The sequence below is a fragment of the Luteibacter anthropi genome, assembly GCF_011759365.1.
Classification (GTDB): Bacteria; Pseudomonadota; Gammaproteobacteria; order Xanthomonadales; family Rhodanobacteraceae; genus Luteibacter; species Luteibacter anthropi.
Window position 1 is genome coordinate 126,704 of record NZ_JAARLZ010000001.1, and the last position, 24,244, is coordinate 150,947.

A 24,244-nucleotide genomic window follows, 5' to 3' on the forward strand; every position below is an offset into this window, starting at 1 on the left:
CGCGGAAAGCGATGAAGGTCACGACCGCGCATCGTCCCGGCCTCACGCGGCCGCCAGCATCTGCGAACGGGCCAGGGCAGCATCCTGGTCGGCGGCACGCCGGATGGCCGGGCGGGCCATCAGACGCTCGACGTAGGTCTCGAACACCTCCTGACGCGCCACGATACCGGTGCCCATGGCCCAGGCCAGCGCATGCCCCCACAGGACATCCACGGCACTGAAACGCTCGCCGAGCAACCACGCCCCCTTCGACAGCTGGGTCGCCACCGTCTGCATGGTCGTGTCGTAGTCCCCGTAGGGGCACTGGCTTACCGGCGAGGCCGGCCGCTTCAGCAGATGATCGATCAGCGCCGGTTCGAAACAGGTGCCATAGAAGGCCAGCCAGCGCAGGTATGGACCACGCAGCGGATCGCTCAGGCCGGGCGCCAGGCCCGCTTCGGGGAAGATGTCGGCCAGGTAGGCGAAGATCGCCGGTCGTTCCGTCACCAGGCCGCCCCGGTGCTCGATCGCCGGAACCTTGCCCATCGGGTTGACCTTCAGATAGGCCGGCCGGCGGTTCTCGCCCGCGGCCAGGTTCATCACGTGCATGTCGTACTGCGCGCCCAGCTCTTCCAGCAGCATCAGGGTGCTGGTCGAACGGCTGTTCGGGGCATGGTGAAAAACGATGCGATGCGTGGTGTTCATGCCTGCAATTCCTTCAAGCGATGGATCGTGGTCCTGGCGGCAGGCCGCGGCCGGGTGGCCTTCTGGCCCCCGGGGCGGTCGGGTGCGAAACGGAATCGGCCGTCCATCAGTCGTCCGCGATGGCCCATGGGGGCAAAGGCAGCAGCAAGGCGTTCGAGAATGCGGTTCATGCAGGTCCCCTCCCGTGGCTCGATGGAAGGAAGTCTGCCGGGGGGCTACTGACAACGTTCTGTCAGCAGCCCTCTGGCGCCGTTCACCCGGCACCCGGACAATGCAGGCTTTCGCGCCAGAGTCCGTCCCGATGTCGAAACCGATTTCACTGATCCAGTTCCTGATCGAAGAGAAACGCGCCGGCCATGTGTACGGCGAGCTGAGCCTGCTCATCGAAGTGGTGGCCCGCGCCTGCAAGCGCATCTCCGTCGCCACCGGCAAGGGTGCGCTGGGCGGCGTGCTCGGCAATGCCGGCTCGGACAACGTGCAGGGCGAGGCCCAGAAGAAGCTCGACGTCATCTCCAACGAGATCCTGCTCGAAGCCAACGCCTGGGGCGGTCATCTCGCCGCCTGCGCCTCGGAGGAAATGGAAGACCCGCAGCCGATTCCCGACGCCTACCCGAAGGGCCACCACCTACTGCTGTTCGATCCGCTGGACGGCTCCTCGAACATCGACGTGAACGTGTCGGTGGGCACCATCTTCTCGGTGCTGCGCTGCCCCGATGGCGTCACCGAGCCCACCACGGAGGATTTCCTCCAGCCGGGCACGGAGCAGGTGGCCGCCGGTTATGTCGTTTACGGCCCCAGCACCCTGCTGGTGCTGACGTTCGGCCACGGGGTGCACGAGTTCACGCTCGACCGCGAGCACGGCAGCTTCGTGCTGACCAAGCGCGGCATCACCATTCCTGCCGACACCAGCGAGTTCGCCATCAACATGTCGAACCAGCGCCACTGGGAAGCCCCGATGCAGCGTTACATCGGCGAGCTGCTGGCCGGCACCACCGGCCCGCGTGGCCGCGACTTCAACATGCGCTGGGTGGCCTCCATGGTGGCCGACGTGCACCGCATCATCACCCGCGGTGGCGTGTTCTTCTATCCGCTGGACGCCAAGATCACCGCCAAGGGTGGCACCGGCAAGCTCCGCCTGATGTATGAAGCCAACCCGATGGCCTTCATCGTGGAACAGGCCGGCGGCGCCGCCACCACCGGTCGCGAGCGCCTCATGGACATCCAGCCCAGCGGCCTGCACCAGCGCGTGCCGGTGTTCCTCGGCTCGAAGAACGAAGTGGAAGTCGCCACGCGCTACCACCTCGAAGCCGACCAGACCCGCGTCTGAGCCGGCCCGGTCCGGGGCGGCACGCGTCGCCCCGGATCCGCCATTCCCCGGCCACCGGCCTGCCGCCGCGTGGCCCGATCATCCGCCAGCCCCCTTCCCGGTCATCACCATGTCCCTGCGCCGCGCCCGCACCTGGCTTCCGCTGTTTCTGACGGCCCTGCTTTCGGGCTGCCTCGGCGGCCACAAGACCGATACCCGCCTGGACACGGCCGTGCCCGTGCTGGCGGCGAAGCCGCGCATCGGCCTGGCACTGGGCGGTGGTGCGGCGAAGGGCTTCGCGCATATCGGCGTGATCAAGATGCTGGAAGCCAGCGGCATCCATGCCGACGTGGTATCCGGCACCAGCGCCGGCAGTGTCGTGGGCGTGCTGTACGCCAGCGGCATGGACGCCTTCGCGTTGCAGCAGGAAGCCTTCTCGCTGGACGAGGGCAAGATCCGCGACGTGCGTATCTTTTCCGGTGGCCTCGTGCAGGGCCAGAAACTCCAGGACTACGTGAACCAGCTGGTGAAGCAGCAGCCCATCGAAAAGCTGCGCATTCCCTTCGCCGCCGTGGCCACGGAGCTGGAAAACGGCGAGCGCGCCATCTTCATCAAGGGCAATGCCGGCCAGGCCGTGCGCGCATCGAGCAGCATCCCGGGCGTGTTCGAGCCGGTGGAAATCAACGGCAGGCATTTCGTCGACGGCGGCGTGGTAAGCCCCGTGCCCGTGGACGCCGCGCGCCAGCTCGGCGCCGACATCGTCATCGCCGTGGATATCTCGGCTCGCCCCGATGGCAGCAACCCGGGCAACATGGTCGGCATCGTGGGCCAGTCGATCACGATCATGGGTCGCAAGCTGGCCGAGCAGGAACTGACTCGTGCGGACATCGTGATCCGTCCGAAGGTAGGCCAGATCGGTCCCACCGACTTCGACCAGAAGAACGTCGCGATCCTGGAAGGCGAACGTGCCGCCCTGGCGGCCATTCCCGCCATCCGCGCGAAGATCGCCGAGAAGACGGCTGCCATGGGCAAGCCGCCTGTCCCGGCGCACTGATCAGGCGGTTTCCACCAGTTCCATCGCGGACTGACGCCCAAGCGAGAGGATTTCATCGGACAGCGTGGTGTCGTCCACCGCACGCGCCAACGAGAGGCTGCCGACGAGCGAGGAAAACACCGACATCGCCAGCGCGCGACGGCGCTTGCCGCGTACGGCGTCGGGCAGTGTCGATACGATCAGTTCCACCATGCCGCCGTAGCCTTCGGTGAAGGCGGCGCGCGTCTCGCTGGGACGACGTGCGACTTCGGCGGAGAGCGTCGCGGCGACACAACCGGTTTCCGGATGATCGCGGTGATCGCTCGACAGATAATTGTTGACCAGCGCGCGGTAGCTGTCGCCACGTGAAGCGGCCACTTTCGCGGCCATGCGCTCGGCCGCGGTGCTGGCACCGGTGGCGACGCATTCGCGCACAAGGTCTTCCTTCGAACCGAAGTGGTTGTAGAAACCACCCTGCGTGAGACCCACGTCGTTCATCAGGCTGACGACGCCGACGGCATCGATGCCATCGGAGCGGAACCGCTCGGAAGCCGCCTCGATGATCTTCTGGCGGGTCTGCTCCTTATGGCCTTTCTCGTAACGCATGCTGTTGCTCCTAGGGTTCGTTCCCCGGCCCTCTTTCGATTGTAGCTGGTCCTTGCGCATTGAAATGATGGGCGGCATGGCCCTTGTGCGACATACCTTTTTGTGTTCGACATTTTTCATTTCACACATCCAAGGACAGTACCCGCGCGTGTGAAAACATGCTGTTTCATTGCGCAAATAACTATGTGGCAACGATTTGTTTCGCACGAAAACGACGCGAAACCTTGCCGGAAACGTGATGATCTGCTTGCCCACTTTTTGGATGATGACCACCTTTCACGCAATGCGCCGCGCCCACGCGCGCGATGCATTGCCTACATCCCAAGGAGGTTCACTTGAAGCGCACGATGCACCGCAGCAAATGTTTCGCGTTCGCCTGCATGACCCTGGCTGTCGCTCCGTTCGCCATGGCACAGGATGCGCAAGGCCTGCAGGCCGCCCAGCGCACCGTCCTGCTCAGCAAGCTCCTGGCCGACGAGGCCGCGCAGACGAAAGCACCTTTCATGCAGTCGGTGAAATCCTCCGTGCGCACGCTCGACAACGCCTCCGTCGAAGCCGTGTCGCCGAAGCGCGCGCAGAACCCGGCCAACGTGCGCCGCGTGGAATCCATCGTGGACGAAGCCACGTTCAACTACATCTTTCCGCTGCGCCGGCCGGAATACACGTATCGGGGATTTCTCCAGGCCGTGGCGAAATTCCCTGCGGTATGCGGCAGCTACACCGATGGCCGCAATGCGGATGCCTTCTGTCGCAAGACGCTTGCCACCATGTTCGCCCACTTCGCCCAGGAAACGGGCGGCCACGAAGACTGGCGGCCGGAGGAAGGCTATCGCCAGGGCCTCATGTACGTGCGCGAGGCCGGCTTTACCGAGCAATCCAACGGATACAACGGCGAATGCTCGGCGGATACCTGGATGACGCGCACGTGGCCCTGTGGCCGCTGGCCGGATGGCCGCTTCAAGAGCTACTTCGGCCGTGGCGCGAAGCAGCTGTCGTATCACTACAACTATGGTCCGTTCTCCGACGCCATGTATGGCGATGTGCATGTCCTGCTCGATGCGCCGGAACGCGTGGCGGATACGTGGCTCAACCTCGCCAGCGCCACCTTCTTCCTCGTCTATCCGCAGCCGCCGAAACCCTCGATGCTGCTCGCCGTCGACGGCACGTGGGTACCGAATGCCGCGGATCGTGCAGCGGGACGCGTATCCGGCTTCGGTATCACCACCATGATCATGAATGGCGGTATCGAATGCGGTGGCACCGGCCCGGAGCACCCGGCATCGGCCAACCGCATCACGTATTACCGCGCATTCGCCGCCAAGCTCGGCGTGCCCATCGATCCGAGCGAAAAACTCGGCTGCCGCAACATGCAGCAGTTCACGGCCGACAGCGCAGGCGCGCTGCCGATCTACTGGGAAAACAACTGGACCGAAAACCCCGGCTGCAAGCTGGTGAACTACCAGACGCCGAACTCGGCGCTGAAGCCCGGCGACTACGTGAAATGTGTACGCGCCTCATTCCCTGACGTGCAAATCGTGGACGATACCAAGAGCTGAACATGTAGGAGCGCGCTTCGCGCGCGACCATTCCGGCGATATCGCATCACCGGTCGCGCGCAAGGCGCGCTCCTACAATGGGCTTGTCAGAAACGGTAGCGGGCCATGCCCATGATGCTGCGGCGGGGGCCGTAGAAGCAGTCGCCGCGTGCCAGGCAGCTGGCGTTGTAGATCTGGTTGGTGAGGTTCGCCGCGTTCACGGAGAAGCGCCACGGCCCCTGCGTATACGCCACCATCGCGTCGAACAGCACCTTCTTCGGCACGCGGATGGTGTGCGTCTCGTCGTAGTTCACGCCGATATAGCGCGCACCCGCGCCGAAGCTCAGGCCGTCGCCATCGACATCGTTGACGTGGTACACGCCCCAGGCCGAGGCCTGGTTCTCCGGTAGCCCGGCGATGGTGGAACCGTCGCTCGGCCGTGCATGCGTCCAGGTATAGGTGCCGATCAGGTCCACGTGTCGCGCGATGCGGGTGGAGGCTTCCAGTTCCACGCCGCGCGTACGCGCACGGCCCGCCTGGATCTGGTTCAGCGGATTGACCGGGTCCGGCGCCAGACGGTTTTCCTCGCGCAGGTCGAAGTACGTCGCCGTGACCAGCGTGGGGCTACCCACCGGCTGGTACTTCACGCCTGCCTCGTACTGCTTGCCGCGCAGCGGCTGGTACGGACGGTTGTAGACATCCAGCTGCCCCAGCGGCTGGAACGACTCCGTATAGCTCACGTAGGGAACGATACCGTTGTCGAAGCGATACATCAGGCCATAGCGCGCGGTGGTGGCGTTATCCACCAGGCGCTGGTTGCCCGTGGTCTGCGTGGCGCGGTCATGCCGGAAGCCGATGGTGCCGATCAGGTGCTCGCCCCAGTTCACCTGGTCCTGCACGTAGGCACCCGTCTGGCGCGAGCGCGACGAAGGCGACTTCGCCACCTCCGGCGCCACGAAGCCGTTGTGGTACACGGGTGCGTACAGGTCGAACGGCGTCAGGTCCACGCCGCTGCCCTGCTTCGCATCGCTGTGCGAGTAGCCCAGGTCGAGACCGACGATCACCTTGTGATGGGTCGGGCCCAGGTCGAAGTCGGCTTCGCCGTGGGTATCGGAAGTGAAGCGGCGATAACGGGTCAGCGCCACCCACGAATACCGCGATACCGTGCGCTCGTCCGCATCCAGGAACGGGTCGGCCGGCTTGCCGTACACGTTGGGATAAGCCGAGCGGTAGTCCACGTTGTCGTGCGAGAAGCGCGTGTTCTGCACGATCTTCCACGTGTCGTTGAAGCGATGCTCGAAGAACGACGAGATCGAACGCTGGTTCGTATCGTAGCGGTCGAAACCCGGCTCGCTGACGAAACGGTTCGTACGAATGCGTCCGTTGGGATTCGGGTAGATGGTGCCCGCGTGCGGCAGGAAGTTGAGCGTGCTGCCGTTGTGGTCGAACTGGAGATTCGCCAGCAACGTCCAGCGCGTGTTCTCGTCCGGCATCCAGGTGATGGCCGGCGAGATCGCCTTGCGGTCGTCGGGCACATGGTCGATCTGGGAATCGGAATCCCGGTACACACCGATGAGGCGATACGCCCAGTGGCCTGCCGTATCCAGCGGCCCGGTGAAGTCAAAGGCCAGCTGCTTGCGGGCATGGTTGCCCAGCTGCGCCACCACCTCGTGCGAGGCGGTGAACTGGGGACGCTTGGAGGTCAGTGCGATAAGACCGCCCGTGGTGCCCTGCCCGTACAGCACCGACGACGGTCCACGCACGATTTCCAGGTGATCCACGAAGTACGGCTCGGTGCGCGCATAGGCACCGCCGAAAGACTGCCGCAGGCCGTCGAGGTACTGCACGAACGACGTACCGCGCAGCATGGCGTCATCGCCACGGCTGTCCACGCCATAGGAATCCGCACGCACACCGGCCGAGTAACGCAGCGCGTCCTGCACGGTGAGTACGCCCTGGTCGAGCATCTGGGCCGCCGAGACGACGGAAATCGCCTGCGCCGTTTCGATGAGCGGCGTGTCGGTCTTGGTGGCGCTGGAGGCGTTCGAGCTGGCATAGCCCTCGGCCAGGCGCGTGCTGCTGACCGCGACCGGGGCCAGTTGCACGGCCTTGTCGTCGGTCTTAGTGGTCGCGCCGTCCGGGGCGGTCTGTGCCTGCAAGGCAAAAGGAAGCAGTGCCCCCGCAATCAGCAGGGACAGCGAATTTTTACGCAGAATCATGGACTTTCCCGGAGCGGGCCGCGGAACCCTTCTCTCCGCGACCGGCAGTTATTGCGAATGAATCGCATTACATGATGCCGGATACGCGTGATTCGTGCAATATTGCGAACGAATCGCATTCGCGTACACTTCGGCGTTTGCCGATATCGCCGCGCGCCATCCCCTCGTCCGGGTAGCTATCCGCGCCAGCACCGGGGCCCTCTGATCGCGAGCTATGAGCAAGCGCAACCACACCGCTTTTGACGTCCGTTACGCCATGCAGGTGGCGTCACGCGCCATTGCCGCCCTTTTCGGCGGTTACGCGCTGGCGGCCATGACCACGGCCGGCCTCTCCCGCTGGCTGCCGTTGCCCCGCGTGGAAGCGGTCATGACCGGAATGCTGTCGTCCTTCGCCATCTATGCCACGGTGGCCATCGTGGCCTTCGCCGTGACCCGGGCGTGGCGCATCTGGCTGTATCTCGCCGTTGCCGGTGTGCCGCTGGCCATTGCCCTGGCCTGCACCGGACCGGGGATGACGCCATGAAGGGTGGACTGCGCCAGTCGATGGCCTGGCTGCATACCTGGACGGGCCTGCTGGTGGGATGGCTGCTGCTGGCGATCTTCATGACCGGCACCAGTGCCTATTTCCAGGACGAGATCACTCGCTGGATGCAGCCGGAGATCCATGGTGAGCGCGATCCCGTCGCAGCAGCCGAAGGCGTCGTCGGCTGGCTGGGCGAACGCGCACCGGATGCTGCAAGCTGGTCGATGATGCTGCCCGGACACCGGGCGATCGCCACCACGGCGTACTGGGAAGACGCCGATGCGCGCCGCGGCGGCTGGCGCGACAACAGCTTCATCGTGGACGGTGCGGGCCATCGCGTGGACGCGCGCGAGACGCTGGGCGGTTTCTTTCTTTACCGCATGCATTTCGACCTGCATTACCTGCCGGTGATCTGGGCACGGTGGATCGTCGGCTTCTGCGCCATGTTCATGCTGGTGGCGATCATCAGCGGCGTGATCACGCACAAGAAGATCTTCACGGACTTCTTCACCCTGCGCTTCGGCAAGGGGCAACGCTCGTGGCTGGATGCGCACAATCTTTCCGCCGTGCTCGCCCTGCCCTTCCACCTCATGATTACCTACACGGGCCTGGTCACCCTGGCTTCGATGTATATGCCCTGGGGCGTAACCGCTGTTTACAAGGATCGCGCCGAATACTTCGCGGACGCCTTCGGCATCGAGGCAACACCGGAGCGATCCGGAAAACACGCACCCATGGCTCCCATCGCCGACATGATCCGCCAGGCGCGCCAGCAATGGCACGGTGCCGATCCGGGTTATATCGATATCTCCCTTCCCGGCGACGCGAACGGTACCGTTCGCATGATGCGCGGCGGTGGCGAGGCGATGGGTGTACGTGGACAGACCCTGGTCTTCGATGCCGCGACGGGCCATATGCACACGCCACCGTCGCTCAAAGGCCCTGCGTTTGAAACCGAGAGCGTGATGATCGGCCTGCATGCGGGACGTTATGCTCCCATCGTGCTGCGCTGGCTGTATTTCCTCTGCGGTCTGGGTGGCACCGCGATGGTCGCGACCGGACTGGTGCTGTGGACCTCGAAGCGCCGGCTGCAACTGCCCGATCCGGAACGCCCACACCTTGGCTTTCGCCTCGTCGAGCGGCTGAACATCGCCACGATTGCCGGGCTGCCTTTTGGTATCGCCGTGTACTTCCTCGCCAACCGGCTTCTGCCGATCCACATGGCCGGACGTGCGGATTGGGAAGTGCACTGCCTGTTCATCGCCTGGGGACTGACGCTTATTTATGCCTGCGCGCGCAACACGCGAAGGGCCTGGATAGAGACGATATCGGCAGGTGCACTGGCATTCATCGCCGTACCTGTCGTCAATGCACTCACGACGAATCGCGGACTGTGGAATAGCCTGCGCGATGGCGACATGGTTTTCGTCGGCTTCGATCTGGCCATGATCGTGCTGGCGGCAACGTTCGGATTCATGGCATGGAAGCTGTACACGCGCCCGGCACAGGCCATGCGCAAATCCCGCGCGGCAAGGGAGGTGACGGCATGATCCTGGTCTCGTTGGCGTGCGCGCTGGCAGGCTTTCTTTGCCTGTGCCTGGCCATGGCGCGTCACCAGCGCGACGTGCTGGGCCGCATGCTCCCGGCACGCCTGTCACGTGTGCTTTCAACGTGCGGATGGCTCGCACTGGGCGCGACGCTGGCCGTTGCCATGGAAGTGGAAGGCGCCGCCCTCGGCGCGGTTTATGCCGTGGGCATCTATACACTATGTGCTATCACGGTTTCAGTGAGCGTGACTTATCTGTCGCGTCGCTGAGAACATATCGTCGTCGCGGGCTTTTCTCCTGCGCCCTTCATCTTCGAACTTCCGTGTATTTCTACCTGTGAGCGGCTCAGTGCCGGAAAGAACCGATAGGCAGATCCAGAAAGCTTCCAGGCAACCAGTTGATTTTCAAGGGCTCCCCGGCGTCGGCCGCCGTCTCGGCGCTCACGTCGTTCCCCGTACCCATGTTGATCTGCTGCCCCGCGCCCTTCACCACGGCCACCGTCACCACGAGACGGCTGCCGGGTTCGAAACGGCGGCTGGTGGTACGGCTGTTGGTGAAGTCCAGTGCGATCGGCTTGCCTGGCGTGAGCAGCTTGCGCACCGACCGGTCGGCAGCGTAGCTGGCACGCGTTTCGTACCAGGACAGCTGAAAATAGCTTCCGTCGGCCTTCTTTTCATACAGCGTGATCATCAGGTCGAAGTCGTGCTTGTTCGTCACCAGGTCGAGGTGGCCTGAGAACAGGCCGCTCAGTTCCGTTCCGTCGGGCAACGGCTCGCTCGTGAACACCAGCGCGTTGCGATCGTCCAGCTCCGGAGATTTCGCGTCCGGTGCCGGCAGGTCGTCACGCTTGCCCAGATCAACCGTGAGTGTGGCTGGCGTGGTGCCCTTGCCATCCGCCAGCGTCAGTGCCTTTCCATCGTTGGCGAGATACAGGCGACGATGACCCGGCGCCATGGCCGCCAGGGTCGGTGCATGTTTCCAGATGTTTGCGCCCATCACCTCATAGTTGATCCGGTCAGCCAGCAACGCGGGTCTGGGTGCGCCACGGAAGACGTAGTCGAACCACTGGTAGCGCAAGACCCTGCCTATGTCCTGCTTTGCCACCGCATCGATGGCATAGCCATCTACCACCGGGCGGGCGCTGCGCTGTGCGCCGATATGGTCCCAGGGGCCGAGCAGCAGGTAGTGATCCGCCTTCGGGTTGTAGCGGTAGTGCTGGGTCAGGTAGTACAGGGCGCCAATCTGTGCACCGTCGAAGTAGCCGGTCGTGGTGAGCACCGGGATGTCGATGTTCGCGAATTCCTCCTTGTACGGAATCATCGCCTGCCAATAGGCATCGTAGGACGGGTGATCGAGCCAGCGGCGGAAGACCGGATTGGGCTTTCCGTCGAGTACGTCCAGATCGCGATACGCCTTGCCACTCTCGTACCAGCGCCGGTACAGGCCCTGCCAATGTGCGTTGTCGTCGTAGGCGACCTGGTCCAGGGCCTTGCCCTCGGTGACGTAGGGCACCCACGAATACACGAAGCTCAGGAACACATTGCCTTCCATGGGTACGTCGATGCCCGGTGCCGCCGTCACCGAAGGCATGAGGGCACGCAATGCCTTCGGCCGGTGCTTGGCTGCCGCCCACTGGGTGAAGCCGTTGTAGCTGCCACCGTACATGCCTACCCGGCCGTCGCTCCATGGCTGTTTCGCGATCCATTCGATGACTGCGTCGGCATCGGCGCCATCGTGCTCGTAAGGCACGGCCTGATCCGGGCTGATGCCCTTGCCGCGTGTATAACCCACGACCGCCGCGTAGCCGTGCGCCGCGGTGAGGCGCAGTTCCAGCTCGGACCACACCGGGTTGGCGTATACCGTAAAGCCGAGCAAGGCAGGCAACGGCTTGTCGTGTTTCTTCGGCAGCATCACCAGTGCCGTGACCTGCGCGCCATCGGGCGTGCGCACCAGCACGGGTGCGTGCACGTCATAACGGCGCGCGTCGTCTTCGGCGACCAGCTTGGCCGTATAGGGACGGAAAGCGGTATAGGCCTCGGCCATCAGATGCGCCTTGACCAGGGCCACCGCGTTGTCCTGCGTGATGCTGTCCTTGCCCACCTGCGCCTTCAGCAACGTGCCGAAGTCGCGGCGCAGTTCCACCGGCTGCACGTTGTACGGGTCGTCGTCGGAACCGAAGCTGGCCATGACCTGGGAGGACAGCACATTCTCCAGGGGTGGAACGATCTCGTGGAACGCATTCGCATATGCGTCGCCAAAGGCGGTGCCCTCCTTCGCCTCGATCTGGCGCGCCCGCGCGTAGATCTGCCAGCGGACGGTGCCCGCCGCATCCAGGGGGCGGACGCTGTCGCGACGCAGCGGCAGAAGTTCGGCGAGGGTCTTCAGGGCGTCGTCATAGCGACCGGCGGCTATCTGCAACTGAGCGCGCGTGTCGAGCAGGATGACGGGATCGGGCGAGTTGTAGCGCGGAATCAGGCCCGCGGCGAGCTGGCGCAGCGCCTCGCCGTTGTCCGTGCCATGGGGCACGCTCCAGGCGATGGGCGTATCGTCCGCCGCCCATGCGGGAATCCCCCATGCCAATCCCAGCGATACCGTCCAGCACAGCATTCCCTTCCGCATGGCTCGTTTCCGACGGGTATGAGGAAGGCCGATGCTGCCAGCGCCCGATTGCCCGACGCCAGTGCCCTTAGTCGCGAACCAGCAGGTCTTCGTAGAAGGCGCCGATGGCGCGTTCGGGATGGGCGATCTGGATCTCCAGGATCCATAGTCCCGACACCGGCACGGCGTCATGATTGCCCAGCGAACCGGCCTTGTGTACGGCATGCGGGAAGTCGCCCACCCGGTGTCCCTTGGTCTCGTGGTTCAGGCGCCAGCCCATGGCTTCGGCTTCCTTCCCGGCATAGGCGTAGAGCGCGATGCCATCCAGCCCCTCGTGCCAGCGCGCGGCAGTGCGCCGGAACAATTCGCGGGCGGCTTCCGCACAGGCGTGCATGACGGGGTCGCCACCGACCACGAAGGTGTCGCCAACGTCGCCTTCGTGACCATCGAAGACAGGGCCCAGGTCGACGAAGAAGATATCGTCCTGCCCCAGCACCGTGTCCGGCTCGGAGCGCTGGCGGAAGGTCTTCAGGGTGTTGGCACCGAAACGGATGATGCTCGGATGCCAGATGCGCTGCATGCCGGCGGCATGCAGGCGCTCACCGGCCATCGTGGCTGCGTCGGCTTCGGCCATGCCCGGCGCGATACGCGATGCGATGTCCCGCAGGGCAACCCAGGCCTGCTCGCGGGCATGCAGCATGTGCTCATGGGAAAAGGAGGAGCCTACGTTCTCGGCGGTGGCGACGGGCATGGGGACATCCTGCTCTGGCGGAGCGGGACATTATCCGCTTAGTGCCGATTTGCTGCATGGGCCATAGCGCCGTCCTGTGCAAGGCGGGCAAGCGGATTTGTGAGCTGTGCCACGTCAGCGAATGCCACTGATGCAATTAGGACAACACCGGATATCGGGATAGACGCCTCACAGCGAGAATCGCGCCACCCTTCGGTTTTCCGTCTCATCAAAGGAGTGAAGAGTGAATACATCCGTTCCGCTGCCGTCGCGTGCGCGCGTCCCCCTGAAAGTCGGCCTGGCATCCGTCATCGTGGGCCTGTGCGCCCAGTGGGCGCCGTCCGCCGTCGACGCCCATGGCATGGCCTCGCGTCCCATCGCCCGGCAGTACCAGTGCAAGAAGGACGAGGGTTACTGGGGTGCCGTTGACGGTTCGAAGATTCCCAATGCGGGCTGCCGTGCGGCGTATCTCGCCGTCGCCGCCACCGAAGGCCAGCAGGCCGGCATCTATCCGTTCCAGCAGTACAACGAGGTAGCTGCCAACCCCCCGCGCTACGAGGACATGGCATCGATCATGGTCACGGTTCCCAATGGCCTGCTGTGCGCAGGCGGCGATCCGCGCAAGCGCGGTCTCGATGTCCCGCAGTCGAAGGGTTGGGCAAAGTCGGTGTTGCGCCCGGCAGGCGGTTTCGTCGACATGGCATGGGAAGCTACGGCGGCACATAACCCGTCCTTCCTCATGGTGTTCCTGACGAAGCCGGGCTGGTCGCCGGGCAGCGAGCTGCACTGGGAAGATCTCGACCTCATCTACAAGGGCGAATCGCCGGAGCCGGATCGCAGCGTATACCCGAACGTGTACCGCTACCGCGTGCCGTTTCCGGCAGGCCGGCATGGCGATGCGATGGTGTACAGCGTCTGGCAGCGCCGCGATCCGGGTAACGAAGGCTTTTTCAACTGCAGTGACGTCACCATCCAGGATGCCGGCATTCCGGACTTTCCGTGGGTCGAAGAGAAGCCGTTCGTCGCCGAATCGATGAAGCCTGTACCGGGCGAGCAGGTGCAGTTTCGCGTGCTCGGTGGCGATGCATCCGGCAGGGAAGTGGTCGATGTGAAGCTGGCCATTACCGATGGCAACAGGCATCCCGTGCAGTGGGTTGCCGAGCTGGCTTCCGTACTGAACCTTTCGCATGCCGCGCATGTACAGGTGGGCGTGCGTGACGGCGATGCCGTGCGCTTCGATGGCGCCAGCATTTATGCGAACAAGGTGTGGCTGCGTGATGAGGGTTCCAGCAGCGCCATGCGCATCATCCCGGCCGATGGCCCGGGACCTGGCCCGGGTGATCATCCTGCATGGCCCGAGGGGTTGGGTGCTTACAAGGCGGGCGATGTCGTGAAGGGCATCGATGGCAACCTGTGGCGTTGCAAGGGCCACCCTCACGGCGCCTGGTGCAATATCAAGCCGAACACGGCACCGGAGTCGTGGCCTTATGCGCCGGGTAGCGCGGCCATGCCCGCCGATGAGGATCAGCGTGCCTGGGTGAGGGCTGGTTGAACGCTGGTTCGTAGGGGAGGTAGTCGCTAAAACCGGCTGCCTCGCGCTGGGTTCCTGTTTTCACAGGAACGACGGGTAGGAAGGTGGCGGTAACCCTACCGAAGTCGCCGGTTGGGAGATGGAGGTAATCTCCCTACCCGTCGTTCCAGCGAAAGCTGGAACCCAGCGCCCCGGTTCGCCAGCACGGCGAGAACGTCACATCGGCTTCTGAACAAGGCGTGGAATAACGCCCCCCCCTTAAAGACGCAGGATGCGAACCGCCTCATCCAGCATGCGCCTGGCAATGACACTGGCCGATTCCTCCCGCGCAAAAACCCCGGCCTGCCCCGACCACAACGGCTGGAAATCTCCCTTGCCCTGGGGCTCCGTCGCCGCACGCAGCGGTGCAAGCGGTCCGCCCGCCAGGGGAAACGGTAGCGCATCGTCCGACAATGGCCCCACTTCACGCATGACCCGGTTGATCACACCACGCGCAGGACGCCCGGTGAGCACGTTCGTCACCGCCGTATTGTCATCCCTGGCAACACGCAGCGCAGCCTTGTGTACCGTAGCGCTGGTGGATTGATCGGACAGCAGGAACGCCGTACCCACCTGCACCGCCGCCGCACCCAGGCAAAGTGCAGCGGCCATGCCGCGACCATCACCGATGCCACCGGCCGCGATCACAGGCACATCCAGCGCATCGGCCATCTGCGGAACAAGCGCCAGCGTGGTCGGCTGGGTCGCCATGTCGTCGGTAAGAAAATTGCCACGGTGCCCGCCGGCTTCGTATCCCTGTGCGATCACAGCATCACAGCCGTGCTGCTGAAGATAGCGGCCTTCCTGCACGGTCGTCGCGCAACCGATCACCTTTGCACCGGTCGCCTTCACGCGCTTCAGCAGCGCCGTATCCGGCAGGCCGAAGTGAAAACTGACCACTTCCGGCCGCAGTCGCTCCACCATCGCGCACATGGTGTCGTCGAACGGCGCACGGCCCCCCGCGGCGGCGATGGCCGATGTATCGACAGCGAATTCCTTGAAGTAAGGTTCAAGACGCGACAACCAGCGCTGCATGTCCTCATCGGTAGGGGCGATGGGCGTATGCGCGAAGAAGTTGAGGTTGACCGGTGCGTCTATCGCTGCACGAAAGCGTTCCACTTCCGCCGTGACTTTTTCGACGCTGATGGACGAACACGGTATCGCACCAAGTCCGCCGGCTTTCGCCACCGCAATGGCGAGATCGGCAAGGCCGGAACCGGCCATGGGTGCCAGCAGCAAGGGCTGCGACACATGGAGGAGATCGAGGACGCGGCGGTCCGTCCAGACGGTCATGACGACTCCTTTACATGATTGGCAGGCGCGTGAAGGGGAGCGTCACGCATCCGTCCGAGTATACGCCTCTTGATCCACACGGACCGAGCTCCCATGTCACCGCATTGAAGTGTGCAGCTGGCAGGGCAGGACGATGGTGCAAGGCATACCAGCGGATATCTGGTGGAACGACGAAGGTGAACTGGTTGAGCCTGCGAATCAAGGCCGTGGTGGCACCAGCTGGGTGAAGCGACGCACCATTCACGGTGCCGGTACGTTCTACGTGAAACGCCAGCGTGGATACCTTTATCGCAGCCTTCGCCATCCATTCGGAAGGCCCACCGCGCTACGCGAGATGCTTGCCATGCGTGCTTTGCGCAAGCTCGGCATCGCAACACCTGAAGTGGCGTATTTCGACATGCGCTACCGCGATGGCGCGTGGGAAGCCGTACTTGTCACGCATGCACTCGAAGGTTACGTCAGCCTGCAGGATGGCCTGCTTTCTGCACGCTGGCGCCATGCACAGAAGGAGGCCATCCTTCGCCTTCTCACCGATGCCACGGAGATACTGCACCGTGCACGACGCCGGCATGGCCACCTCTATCCCAAGGAAATCTTCGTTGATGATCGCGGCACGCAACCACGACTGTGCTTTCTCGATCTTGAGCTGAGCCGTCGCCAGTTTCGCGTGCGCGATGCTGCCGAATCCGATCTTCGCCATCTGCTGCCATCGCTGCGCAACCTGGGTGTAGAGGCTCCCCTGTGCCAGGCCATGGTGGATCACTACAGACGTAACGGTATCGCCTTGCGCGACGAGCGCATCGCACCACGCGCAAGGCAACGCGCTTATTGAAGACGGGCTCATTCGCGCCATTTCCTCCTGGTGAGGCATCTCGGCCGACATGGGTAGGTCACCGCCAGTAAGGTCTTGCGCCAGCTCGAAATATTCCATCACGGAATTGACACTTAAATGATAACCGTTATCATTCAAGCGTCCTTTCCCTACCGGTTCGTCCATGCCTTTCCTGCCTGCGCGGCGCCCGCTTGCGGCCGCCCTTTCGTGCCTGTCGCTCTGCTCGGTGACCCTTGCCGACGATGCGCCCACCGACACCCGCCCCACCGCGCTCAAGGAAGTCAGCGTCACCGCCACCCGTACGGAGGGCTTTGCGGCCCGCCGGGTCGAGGTGGGTCCCTTCCAGGGGCAGGACATCCTGGATATTCCCGCCACGGTAAACGTGGTGACCCGCGACCTGCTCGACCTGCAGCAGCCGTCCGGCCTGTACGACGCGCTGCGCAACGTGGCCGGCGTGACCCGGCTCCAGCTCAACGGCCTGGCGTACGACAACCTGTCGCTGCGCGGCATCGCGCTGGACAACCGCTCCAGCTATTACTTCAACGGCGTGTTGCCGTTCGACAACAATATTGCGATTCCCATGGAGGACAAGCAGGGCTTCGAAGTGCTCAAGGGTGCATCGGCGCTCTACTACGGCTTCGCCGTGCCCGCCGGCATCGTCAACATGACCACGAAACGCGCTGGCGATACGCCAGTAACCCAGATCGGTACGTCGGTGGACAACAACGGCTCGGTCAAGGGCACGATCGATGTCGCCCGCCGCTTTGGCGACCACCAGCAGTTCGGTGTACGTGTCAACGCCGCCACGCAGAGCATCCACGCCCCTATCGACGACGCGCACGGCAATCGCCACATGGCGAGCCTCGCCGCCGACTGGAAGGTCTCCGATAGCGTGCTGCTGAAGTACGACTACGAACATGTGGAGCAGGACCTGCCCGAGCAGGCCGGCATCACGCCGCTGCCTGCCGTAAAGGGCCAGGTGACACTGCCGAGGCTTCCCGACCCCGGCCAGTTGCTGTCTTCCAGCCAGCACAACACCCGCGCGCGTGCCGACACGCACCTGCTGCGCGCCGACTTCGCCCTGAGCGAAAACTGGGCAGGCATGGTGTCGATCGGCCGCTCCACCACCGAGCGCGACCGCTGGGCCTGGATCTTCCGCAACTACAGCCTCGTCACCGGCAAGGGCCAGCTCCAGGCCAGCCAGCAGAACGGCCAGCGCTACCAGAACACCAATGGCCGCGCGGAGATCAATGGCGCCTTCGATACCGGCCCGGTCACCCACAACGTCACCATCGGCTTCTCGCGCAATCGTCTTTTCCAGCCCGACTTCACCACGAATTTCTTCGTCGCCAGCCAGTCTCTCTATGACCCGACACAGAACCTGGTGCTGAAGTCATCCGGCGCACCCAAGCCCTTCTATGCGCAGACGGTGTGGAACACGGGCACCTACGTATTCGACCGTGTCTCGCTGGGCGAAAGCTGGGAAGTCACTGGCGGCCTGCGTCGCTCCACCTACGAAAGCCAGCAGTTCGGCACGCCTTCCACGGATATCACCAAGAACACACCATCGGCCAGCGTGGTCTATCGCCTCGACAGCCAGAGCAGCCTGTATGCCAGCTACATCGAAGGCCTGGAGTCCGCCGGCAGCGCACCAGGTACGGCGGAAAACCCCTACCAGGTACTGCCCGCCGCCGTGAGCCGGCAGAGTGAGATCGGCTACCGGCACCGCTTCGACAACGAGATGCTGGTGTCGGTGGGTGCGTTCGACATCCGCCAGCCATCGGCCGGCGTGGACGCCAACAACGTGTATGCGCTGAACGGCCGTGCCCGCTATCGCGGCATGGAATTCTCGGCACAAGGACATGTCACCACCCAGCTGTCGGTGGCGGCCTCTGCCATGTGGCTGCATGCGCGCCAGGTGGCTTCGACCGATCCCACCATCGAGGGCAAGACACCGGAAAACACCCCCCACACCAGCGCCAGCCTGTTTCTCGCCTACGATATCGCGTCCCTCCCCGGGCTCGATGTCAACGCGGGTGCGTTCTACACCGCAAGCCGGCCGATCAACGACCAGGACCAGGCATGGATCGGCGGCTATACGCTGTTCTCCGCCGGCTCGCGTTACCGCACGGTGCTATCCGGCAAGCCCGTCACCTTCCAGCTGAACCTGGAGAACCTCGGCAACAAGCGCTACTGGAGTGCGGCGGGTTCCAACCTGCTGTCCGTGGGCCTGGGCCGTACGGCGATGGTCAGCGCCACACTGGATCTGTAATCCGTGGCCCTGTAGGAGCGCGCCTTGCGCGCGACCGGTCAGGCAAGAGGGTATGGGTGATTTGAAGACATCGCTTGTACCGGTCGCGCGCAGGCGCGCTCCTACAGAAGCAAGGGGCCGGATCAGCGTCCGGCCCCTCTTTTCTTACCAGTTGACGCGCACGCCGATCGTGCCGTTCACCGCCTGGATACCACTGCCGAAGGCCTTCTGGTAACCGAGGTTGGCGTAGATCGACGTCAGGCGACTCACCTGTGCGCTGACACCCGCCGTCACTTCGTACCAGCTGCCGCGCAGGTTCGAATGGAACGGTACGAAGCCATCTTCGGAGGAAATCTCCGTGCGCGGATTCGCCGAGAACTCCTTCCATACGTTACCGCGCAACCACGTCGTGAGCAGGCGTGGCTGCATGCCGTCGTCGAGTGCCCAGGTACGTGCCAGTCGTGCACCCGCGCGGCCGGCCAGTGAATTGGCGGTACCGAAACGTACGGTAGCCACGGGGTCGGAGGCCTCATCGGCAGTAACGCCCTGGTAAACCAGCTGTGCCTGCGGCTCGATGATCCAGTGATCCCGCAGCTGGATCGGGTAACCGGCTTCCAGTGAGGCGGCAAAACCGAAGGCATCGGTTTTCAGGTCGGCAAGCTGGCCCGAACCCGAGCGAGCGGTGTACCAGGTGCCCTGCATCACGGCATCCAGATACCAGTTCTTCGCGCCATAGTGCGTCCAGTAGCCACCGAAGGTGTAGGCATCGAACTTGTTCGTGCCCGCACGGCTTCCGTCGTAGTGGGTGACGCTGCCGTTGCTGTGGCCGATGGTGGCATACAGGCCGGCACGATTGCGCGAGCCGTCGGCAAAACGCTCGTGGACGAGGTCGCCGCCTGCCTGCAAGGCCACGAAGTTGTCGTCGAACGACGGCCCTTCGTTGAACAAGCCGCCGCGACGCGCATTCCACTTGCCATCCTGGCCGATCACGCGGGCCCAGACACCATTGCTCTGGTCGGCCGTGAGGTCGGCCTGCTCGCCCATGCGCTCATGCAAGGTGCCCAGCGTGGCGCGGCCATAGTTCACCATCATCGACGACAGCGCGGTGTAGTCGGAGATTTCGCGACGGTAGTCCGGGCGTGGATCGGGACCGGGACCCGGGCCCGTATCCGGATCACCGCCATTGTCACCCTCTCCGCCATCGATGCCATTGGTATCCGGACCGTTGTACTGCGAGCGCAGGTACCACGCTTCCGGCGTGGCACCGTCGCGGCCGCCACGATACAGCGCGTACTCGTAGGGGCCTGCAATCGCGCGGCCACCAAGCGCGAAGGCATCGGCCATGGTCGTCGCGCCGCGCTGGGCGTCGACAAGCAGGATGCCGTTGCCCGGCGTAGCCTGCCCCAGGCCGCCGACATTGGTCACGTTCAATGTCGAGCGGCCGCTCGCCTGGCCACCGTTGATCACGATGCGATCGGTCGGCGAATTGTCGCCGCCCAGCACCGTGTTCATGTTGACGACCGCGTTCTGGCCCACGTAATTCGTCGTCGTCAGCGTATTGCCGGTTCCCGTGCCGGCAAGGTTGAGCGCACCGGCGTTGACCAGCGTGCCGTTTACCGTGAAGTTGCCCTTTGCCTGCCCTGCGAACAGGGGCATGGCGTCGGCTACCGCGACGGTGCCAAGATTGTTTACCGTGCCGGACACGGCGCCATAGCCACCCAGCGTGGTGCCGGCGGCCACCTGCACGCCGCCATTGCCAGAGATCGTGGCCTGCGCGTTCCGTGCATCACCGACGACGAGGTTGCCCCTGGCGATCGTCGTCAGGCCGGTATACGTGTTCGCGCCATTGAGCACCGTCGTTCCGGCTCCTGCCTGGGTCAGCGTGCCGCTGCCCGAGATGGTTCCACCCATGGACAGCGTATCGCTACGGTTCACGACCAGTGCACCGTTATCCACGACATTGCCAAGGATGCTGCCGCTGGTGCCACCCGTGCCGAGCTGCAAGGTGCCGCCACTGATCGTGGTGCCGCCGGTATACGTGTTGGCGGCGGTCAGTACGGTGGTGCCACCTTCGCTCTTGGTCAATGCACCGTTGCCGCCGATGGCACTGTTCACCGTGAAGGTGGTGCCGGCTGCCGTGGCGAGCGTGCCACCGCCGTCATGCAGGGTGAGTGTACGGTTCGTACCGAAATTCGTCGTGGTACGCAGGGTGCCCTGGTCGAAGTCGACACCCGTATTCGCGGCACCCAGGTTGGTGTCCTTCGAGACCTGCACCGTGCCACCGTCGATGGCAGTACCGCCCGTATAGGTATTGTCGGCTCCGAGCACGAGCGTGCCCAGGTCGGACTTGCGCAGTGCGGTCTGTCCCGTCAGGACGCTGTTGATGGTGGCTGTATAGCCCGCACCGAGGGAGCTGCCGTCGCCGACGCGGATGGTCGACTGGCCGGGATCAGCTGCCGTGCCGACCATGGTGATGGGATCACCGGTGACGACATAGCCATCGCTGGCGAACTGCATGCCGGCGACATTGACGTTGCCCAGGCTGTTGTCCACCGTGACCGTCCCCGGGGCGGCCGAGAAGATGGCGAAGGCGCGGTCCGAGAACGGCGCGTTGACGGCGCCACTGGCGTCGGTCCAGTTGTCGTTGCCGCTGAAGTTCTGCCAGGTGCCGTCGCCACCGTCGATGTGGCCGTCGTTTTTGGGGCCTGCCGCGCCATCCCAGTAATTGAGGGTGAGGCCGTTGGTGTTGACCAGGTTGACCTGCTTGTCCACCGAGGTCTGCACGAAGAAATCCGGCGAGGGAATGGTGCCGATGTCCAGTCCGTTGTCGGTCAATGATCCGGTGTAGTCGATCACCCGGTACAGACCGGTGTCGAAGGTGCCGCCCTGCGCCACCGATACGTTCAGCGTGCCATCCAGCACGAGGTCGCCACCCACGCGCGTGAGATCGTTAAACGGACCGCCTGCCACGTTGGCCTGCCCGAAGCTGTAGTCGAGGATGGAGCCGCTGCCCAGGTTGAGGTTACGGCCGATGGTGAGCGTACCCGGCGCGATGCTGTTGTCGCCCGGCGACAGGGTGGCGCCATCGGCGACAATCACCGATCCGCCGATCGTGCCACGGCCGCCCAGCGTCGCACCGCTGGCGACGTTCGTATCACCCGTGGCGGCGGACTGATTGCCGTTGACATAGAGCGCACCGCTATCAACGTCCGTGGTGCCGGCATAACTATTGTCTGCGGTGAGCACGGTGGTGCCCGTGCCTGCCTGGCGAACGGCACCTGCTCCTGAAATCGTGTTGCCCAGGGCCACCGTATCGGCGCGATCAAGCCACAGCTGCGCGTTGTTGATGATATTGCCCTGCACGCTGCCACTGGTGCCGCCATCACCCAATTGCAGCACACCGCCGGTCACGGCGGTGCCGCCGGTATAGGCATGGGTGCCGGTCAGGATCAGCGTGCCATCGCCTGTCTTGCCGAGCTGGCCTGCGCCGGTCACCGGCTGGGAAAGCGTCGTCGTCACCCCCGCGGCGGTATCGATGGCACCATTGTTTGCCGTCACCGAGACGGCGCGCTGTGCGCCGAGATCGAAGCTGTTGATGAAACTCAGCGCACCGCCATCGAGCGTTACCGCACTGCCGCCCGCGCCGATCTGGTTGTCGGCACTGATGGCAATGGCACCGCCCTGGATCGTGGTTCCGCCGGTGTAACCATTGATGCCGGTCAGCGTAAGAATGCCCGCCTGGGTCTTCTCCACGGCACCGCTGCCACTGATGACACCGGTATAGGTGCCGTCGTCAGGCTGCGTGAAACGCACCAGGCCACCATTGGCGATGGCCTCGGGCAGGCTTTGTGCCCGCGCCTCCAGAATGCCGGCAGCATCCACCTGCACGCTGCCATTGAAGTTCGTATTGTTGCCGGTCAGGGCCAGGGTGCCCTGCTGCACGTTGACCGCCAGCGGGCTGCCACCCGCATTGCCGATGGAGCCATAGAGCGTCCAGATGCCGTCACCGGTCTTGGTCAGCGTCTGGAAGTTGCTGATATTGCCCGCCAGCGAGTCGCTGGATCCGGAGGCACCCGCCAGGGTCAGCGTGTTGGTCCCGCCGCCACCATCGAAGCTGCCGGTAATAACCGAATTCGCTTCCAGCGTCAGGTTGTCGTTGCCCCCCGCGAAGGACAGGCTGCCCTCCACGCGGGCGCCACTGCGATTGATGAAGGTGACATTGCCGCTGCCGCTATTGCCGATGACATTGGCATTGGCCGAGGCGCTGCTGCGGATGATGCCGTAGTTGTCCACTACGTTCGATGCGCCCGTCGAGCGATCCTCGAACCAGATGGCCGCGGCGTTCTGTGCGGCAATGAGGCCGTTGTTGACGATGCGGTTGCCCGACCCCATGACGTTGATCGCTTCGGCATTGGTCTGCGTACCGGTAGCGATGACCTGCGCACCCTGCGCGATATTGATCGTGCCGTTGGAACCGAACTCGATCGTGTTCTTGCCCGCGTTCCACAGGCCCGCACCGGAACTGGCATTGTTCTGCACGCTCGAACCCTGGTTCAGCGTGATCGCCACGTTGTCACCGAGGCTGATGGCGCTGGTGTTGCCCACGGTGAGCTGCGCGTTGGGCGACATCGTTACGGTAGAGCCCGAAGCCGTATTGGGGCCGTTACCGATGATCGACGTATAGGGATTGGGGGCGTTGGCATCGCATGTCGTGGCATTGCCATTGGTGACACAGGTGGCCTTTCCCGGCTCCGCATAGAGCACACCGAAAGCAAGCAGGCCCACGAGCAGGGACGACGTAAGAGCGCCATGCGCATCGCGCGGCGACGGACTGAGCAACATGATTTCCTCCTTCTGGACAGGCGCAACAGCCCGTGCCCGTGCAAAGGCACGGACAGCGATTCGCTGTGTTGTTGGGGAGCGGGGGCCAGGGCGCGCTTGAAGCGCTAGCGCCTAATCAAAAATGTGACCCAGATCACAATATTACCATTGCGTTGCCGAATCAGCGGGTGTGATGAGTGCCTGGCACCTCCTTTTCCTGGAAGCATTCAGCGTTGCCGCGACGCCGTGTCTGCGTCATATGCCGGCGTCCATATGCACGGCAGGCGCATGGCGCACCCTTGAATGCCTTGATACATCTGGTTTTCCGCTGGCGACGCCCGCGCCTTCATTTACCGGGAATTTTCATCGGATCACCCTGAATTACGAAACGTCTCATTATTTGAAAGGGCTTCGTTATTCAGGAGATGCATTATCTTTATTCACGCCACGTGCACGAATGTGTATGACTTCGCACACGTTGGATGCTTGATGCCCTTCGGAACTCATGGTGTCCCCACTTCGTGCCGGCGATACCTGCATTACCGGCAATAAGGCGCATGGACACGCGGTATTTGCCAATTAAGCATGGGCCGTACATGCGCACATCGCCCCTGTAGGAGCGCGCCTTGCGCGCGACCGATGCGAGGCGAAGCGACTAGAACGTATGCCACCTTCAACGCAACCTGTCGCGCGCAA

17 protein-coding genes are annotated in these 24,244 nt (G+C 63.9%); 9 read left to right on the top strand and 8 right to left on the bottom strand.

What is annotated here, in order from left to right:
- Positions 1-42: 42 nt before the first annotated feature.
- On the bottom strand, positions 43-684 hold the full coding sequence (locus tag HBF25_RS00545; RefSeq protein WP_166945556.1) for a glutathione S-transferase family protein: 642 nt from the start codon (positions 682-684) through the stop codon (positions 43-45).
- Positions 681-854, bottom strand: coding sequence for a hypothetical protein (locus HBF25_RS00550; protein ID WP_166945558.1), 174 nt, complete (start codon positions 852-854; stop codon positions 681-683). Before HBF25_RS00550 ends, HBF25_RS00545 begins: the two co-directional genes overlap by 4 nt.
- Positions 855-985: 131 nt before the next feature.
- Here HBF25_RS00550 and HBF25_RS00555 point away from each other — a divergent pair, with 131 nt between their 5' ends.
- Together HBF25_RS00555 and HBF25_RS00560 are read left to right on the top strand one after the other, a co-directional pair.
- Positions 986-2,011: a class 1 fructose-bisphosphatase gene (locus tag HBF25_RS00555; protein WP_208392350.1), complete on the top strand. Its 1,026-nt coding sequence runs from the start codon at positions 986-988 to the stop codon at positions 2,009-2,011.
- A 109-nt stretch (positions 2,012-2,120) separates the two neighbouring features.
- Entirely contained in the window at positions 2,121-3,044 is a 924-nt protein-coding gene (locus HBF25_RS00560; protein ID WP_166945562.1) for a patatin-like phospholipase family protein, read from the top strand.
- Here HBF25_RS00560 and HBF25_RS00565 read toward each other — a convergent pair whose 3' ends face one another.
- Positions 3,045-3,629: a TetR/AcrR family transcriptional regulator gene (locus HBF25_RS00565; RefSeq protein WP_166945564.1), complete on the bottom strand. Its 585-nt coding sequence runs from the start codon at positions 3,627-3,629 to the stop codon at positions 3,045-3,047.
- A gap of 335 nt (positions 3,630-3,964) precedes the next feature.
- Here HBF25_RS00565 and HBF25_RS00570 point away from each other — a divergent pair, with 335 nt between their 5' ends.
- Positions 3,965-5,185: a chitinase gene (locus HBF25_RS00570; protein ID WP_208392351.1), complete on the top strand. Its 1,221-nt coding sequence runs from the start codon at positions 3,965-3,967 to the stop codon at positions 5,183-5,185.
- 86 nt (positions 5,186-5,271) lie between these two features.
- Here the strand turns inward: HBF25_RS00570 and HBF25_RS00575 are convergent, their stop codons facing one another.
- Positions 5,272-7,383, bottom strand: coding sequence for a TonB-dependent siderophore receptor (locus tag HBF25_RS00575; RefSeq protein WP_166945566.1), 2,112 nt, complete (start codon positions 7,381-7,383; stop codon positions 5,272-5,274).
- A gap of 214 nt (positions 7,384-7,597) precedes the next feature.
- Between HBF25_RS00575 and HBF25_RS00580 the strand changes: the two genes are divergently transcribed.
- From HBF25_RS00580 to HBF25_RS00590, 3 genes are read left to right on the top strand one after another with little or no spacing between them, the layout of a single operon-like run.
- Positions 7,598-7,906: an iron transporter gene (locus tag HBF25_RS00580; protein WP_166945568.1), complete on the top strand. Its 309-nt coding sequence runs from the start codon at positions 7,598-7,600 to the stop codon at positions 7,904-7,906.
- On the top strand, positions 7,903-9,456 hold the full coding sequence (locus HBF25_RS00585) for a PepSY-associated TM helix domain-containing protein (RefSeq protein ID WP_166945570.1): 1,554 nt from the start codon (positions 7,903-7,905) through the stop codon (positions 9,454-9,456). Before HBF25_RS00580 ends, HBF25_RS00585 begins: the two co-directional genes overlap by 4 nt.
- Positions 9,453-9,722: a DUF3325 domain-containing protein gene (locus HBF25_RS00590; RefSeq protein ID WP_166945572.1), complete on the top strand. Its 270-nt coding sequence runs from the start codon at positions 9,453-9,455 to the stop codon at positions 9,720-9,722. The genes HBF25_RS00585 and HBF25_RS00590 overlap by 4 nt, the downstream gene beginning before the upstream one ends.
- A gap of 76 nt (positions 9,723-9,798) precedes the next feature.
- Here HBF25_RS00590 and HBF25_RS00595 read toward each other — a convergent pair whose 3' ends face one another.
- A complete protein-coding gene (locus tag HBF25_RS00595; protein WP_166945574.1) occupies positions 9,799-12,072 on the bottom strand; it encodes a CocE/NonD family hydrolase in 2,274 nt (757 codons plus the stop codon).
- Positions 12,073-12,139: 67 nt separating this feature from the next.
- Entirely contained in the window at positions 12,140-12,802 is a 663-nt protein-coding gene (locus tag HBF25_RS00600; protein ID WP_243852910.1) for a M24 family metallopeptidase, read from the bottom strand.
- 223 nt (positions 12,803-13,025) lie between these two features.
- Between HBF25_RS00600 and HBF25_RS00605 the strand changes: the two genes are divergently transcribed.
- A complete protein-coding gene (locus HBF25_RS00605; protein ID WP_166945576.1) occupies positions 13,026-14,333 on the top strand; it encodes a lytic polysaccharide monooxygenase in 1,308 nt (435 codons plus the stop codon).
- A gap of 237 nt (positions 14,334-14,570) precedes the next feature.
- Here the strand turns inward: HBF25_RS00605 and HBF25_RS00610 are convergent, their stop codons facing one another.
- On the bottom strand, positions 14,571-15,644 hold the full coding sequence (locus HBF25_RS00610; RefSeq protein WP_166945578.1) for an NAD(P)H-dependent flavin oxidoreductase: 1,074 nt from the start codon (positions 15,642-15,644) through the stop codon (positions 14,571-14,573).
- Between the two features lie 133 nt (positions 15,645-15,777).
- Here HBF25_RS00610 and HBF25_RS00615 point away from each other — a divergent pair, with 133 nt between their 5' ends.
- Together HBF25_RS00615 and HBF25_RS00620 are read left to right on the top strand one after the other, a co-directional pair.
- Positions 15,778-16,476: a lipopolysaccharide kinase InaA family protein gene (locus tag HBF25_RS00615; RefSeq protein ID WP_166945580.1), complete on the top strand. Its 699-nt coding sequence runs from the start codon at positions 15,778-15,780 to the stop codon at positions 16,474-16,476.
- Between the two features lie 163 nt (positions 16,477-16,639).
- A complete protein-coding gene (locus HBF25_RS00620) occupies positions 16,640-18,748 on the top strand; it encodes a TonB-dependent receptor (protein WP_166945582.1) in 2,109 nt (702 codons plus the stop codon).
- Between the two features lie 144 nt (positions 18,749-18,892).
- Here the strand turns inward: HBF25_RS00620 and HBF25_RS00625 are convergent, their stop codons facing one another.
- Positions 18,893-23,569 (bottom strand): autotransporter outer membrane beta-barrel domain-containing protein, encoded by a 4,677-nt coding sequence (locus HBF25_RS00625; protein ID WP_166945584.1) that lies wholly within the window; start codon positions 23,567-23,569, stop codon positions 18,893-18,895.
- Between the last annotated feature and the right edge of the window lie 675 nt (positions 23,570-24,244).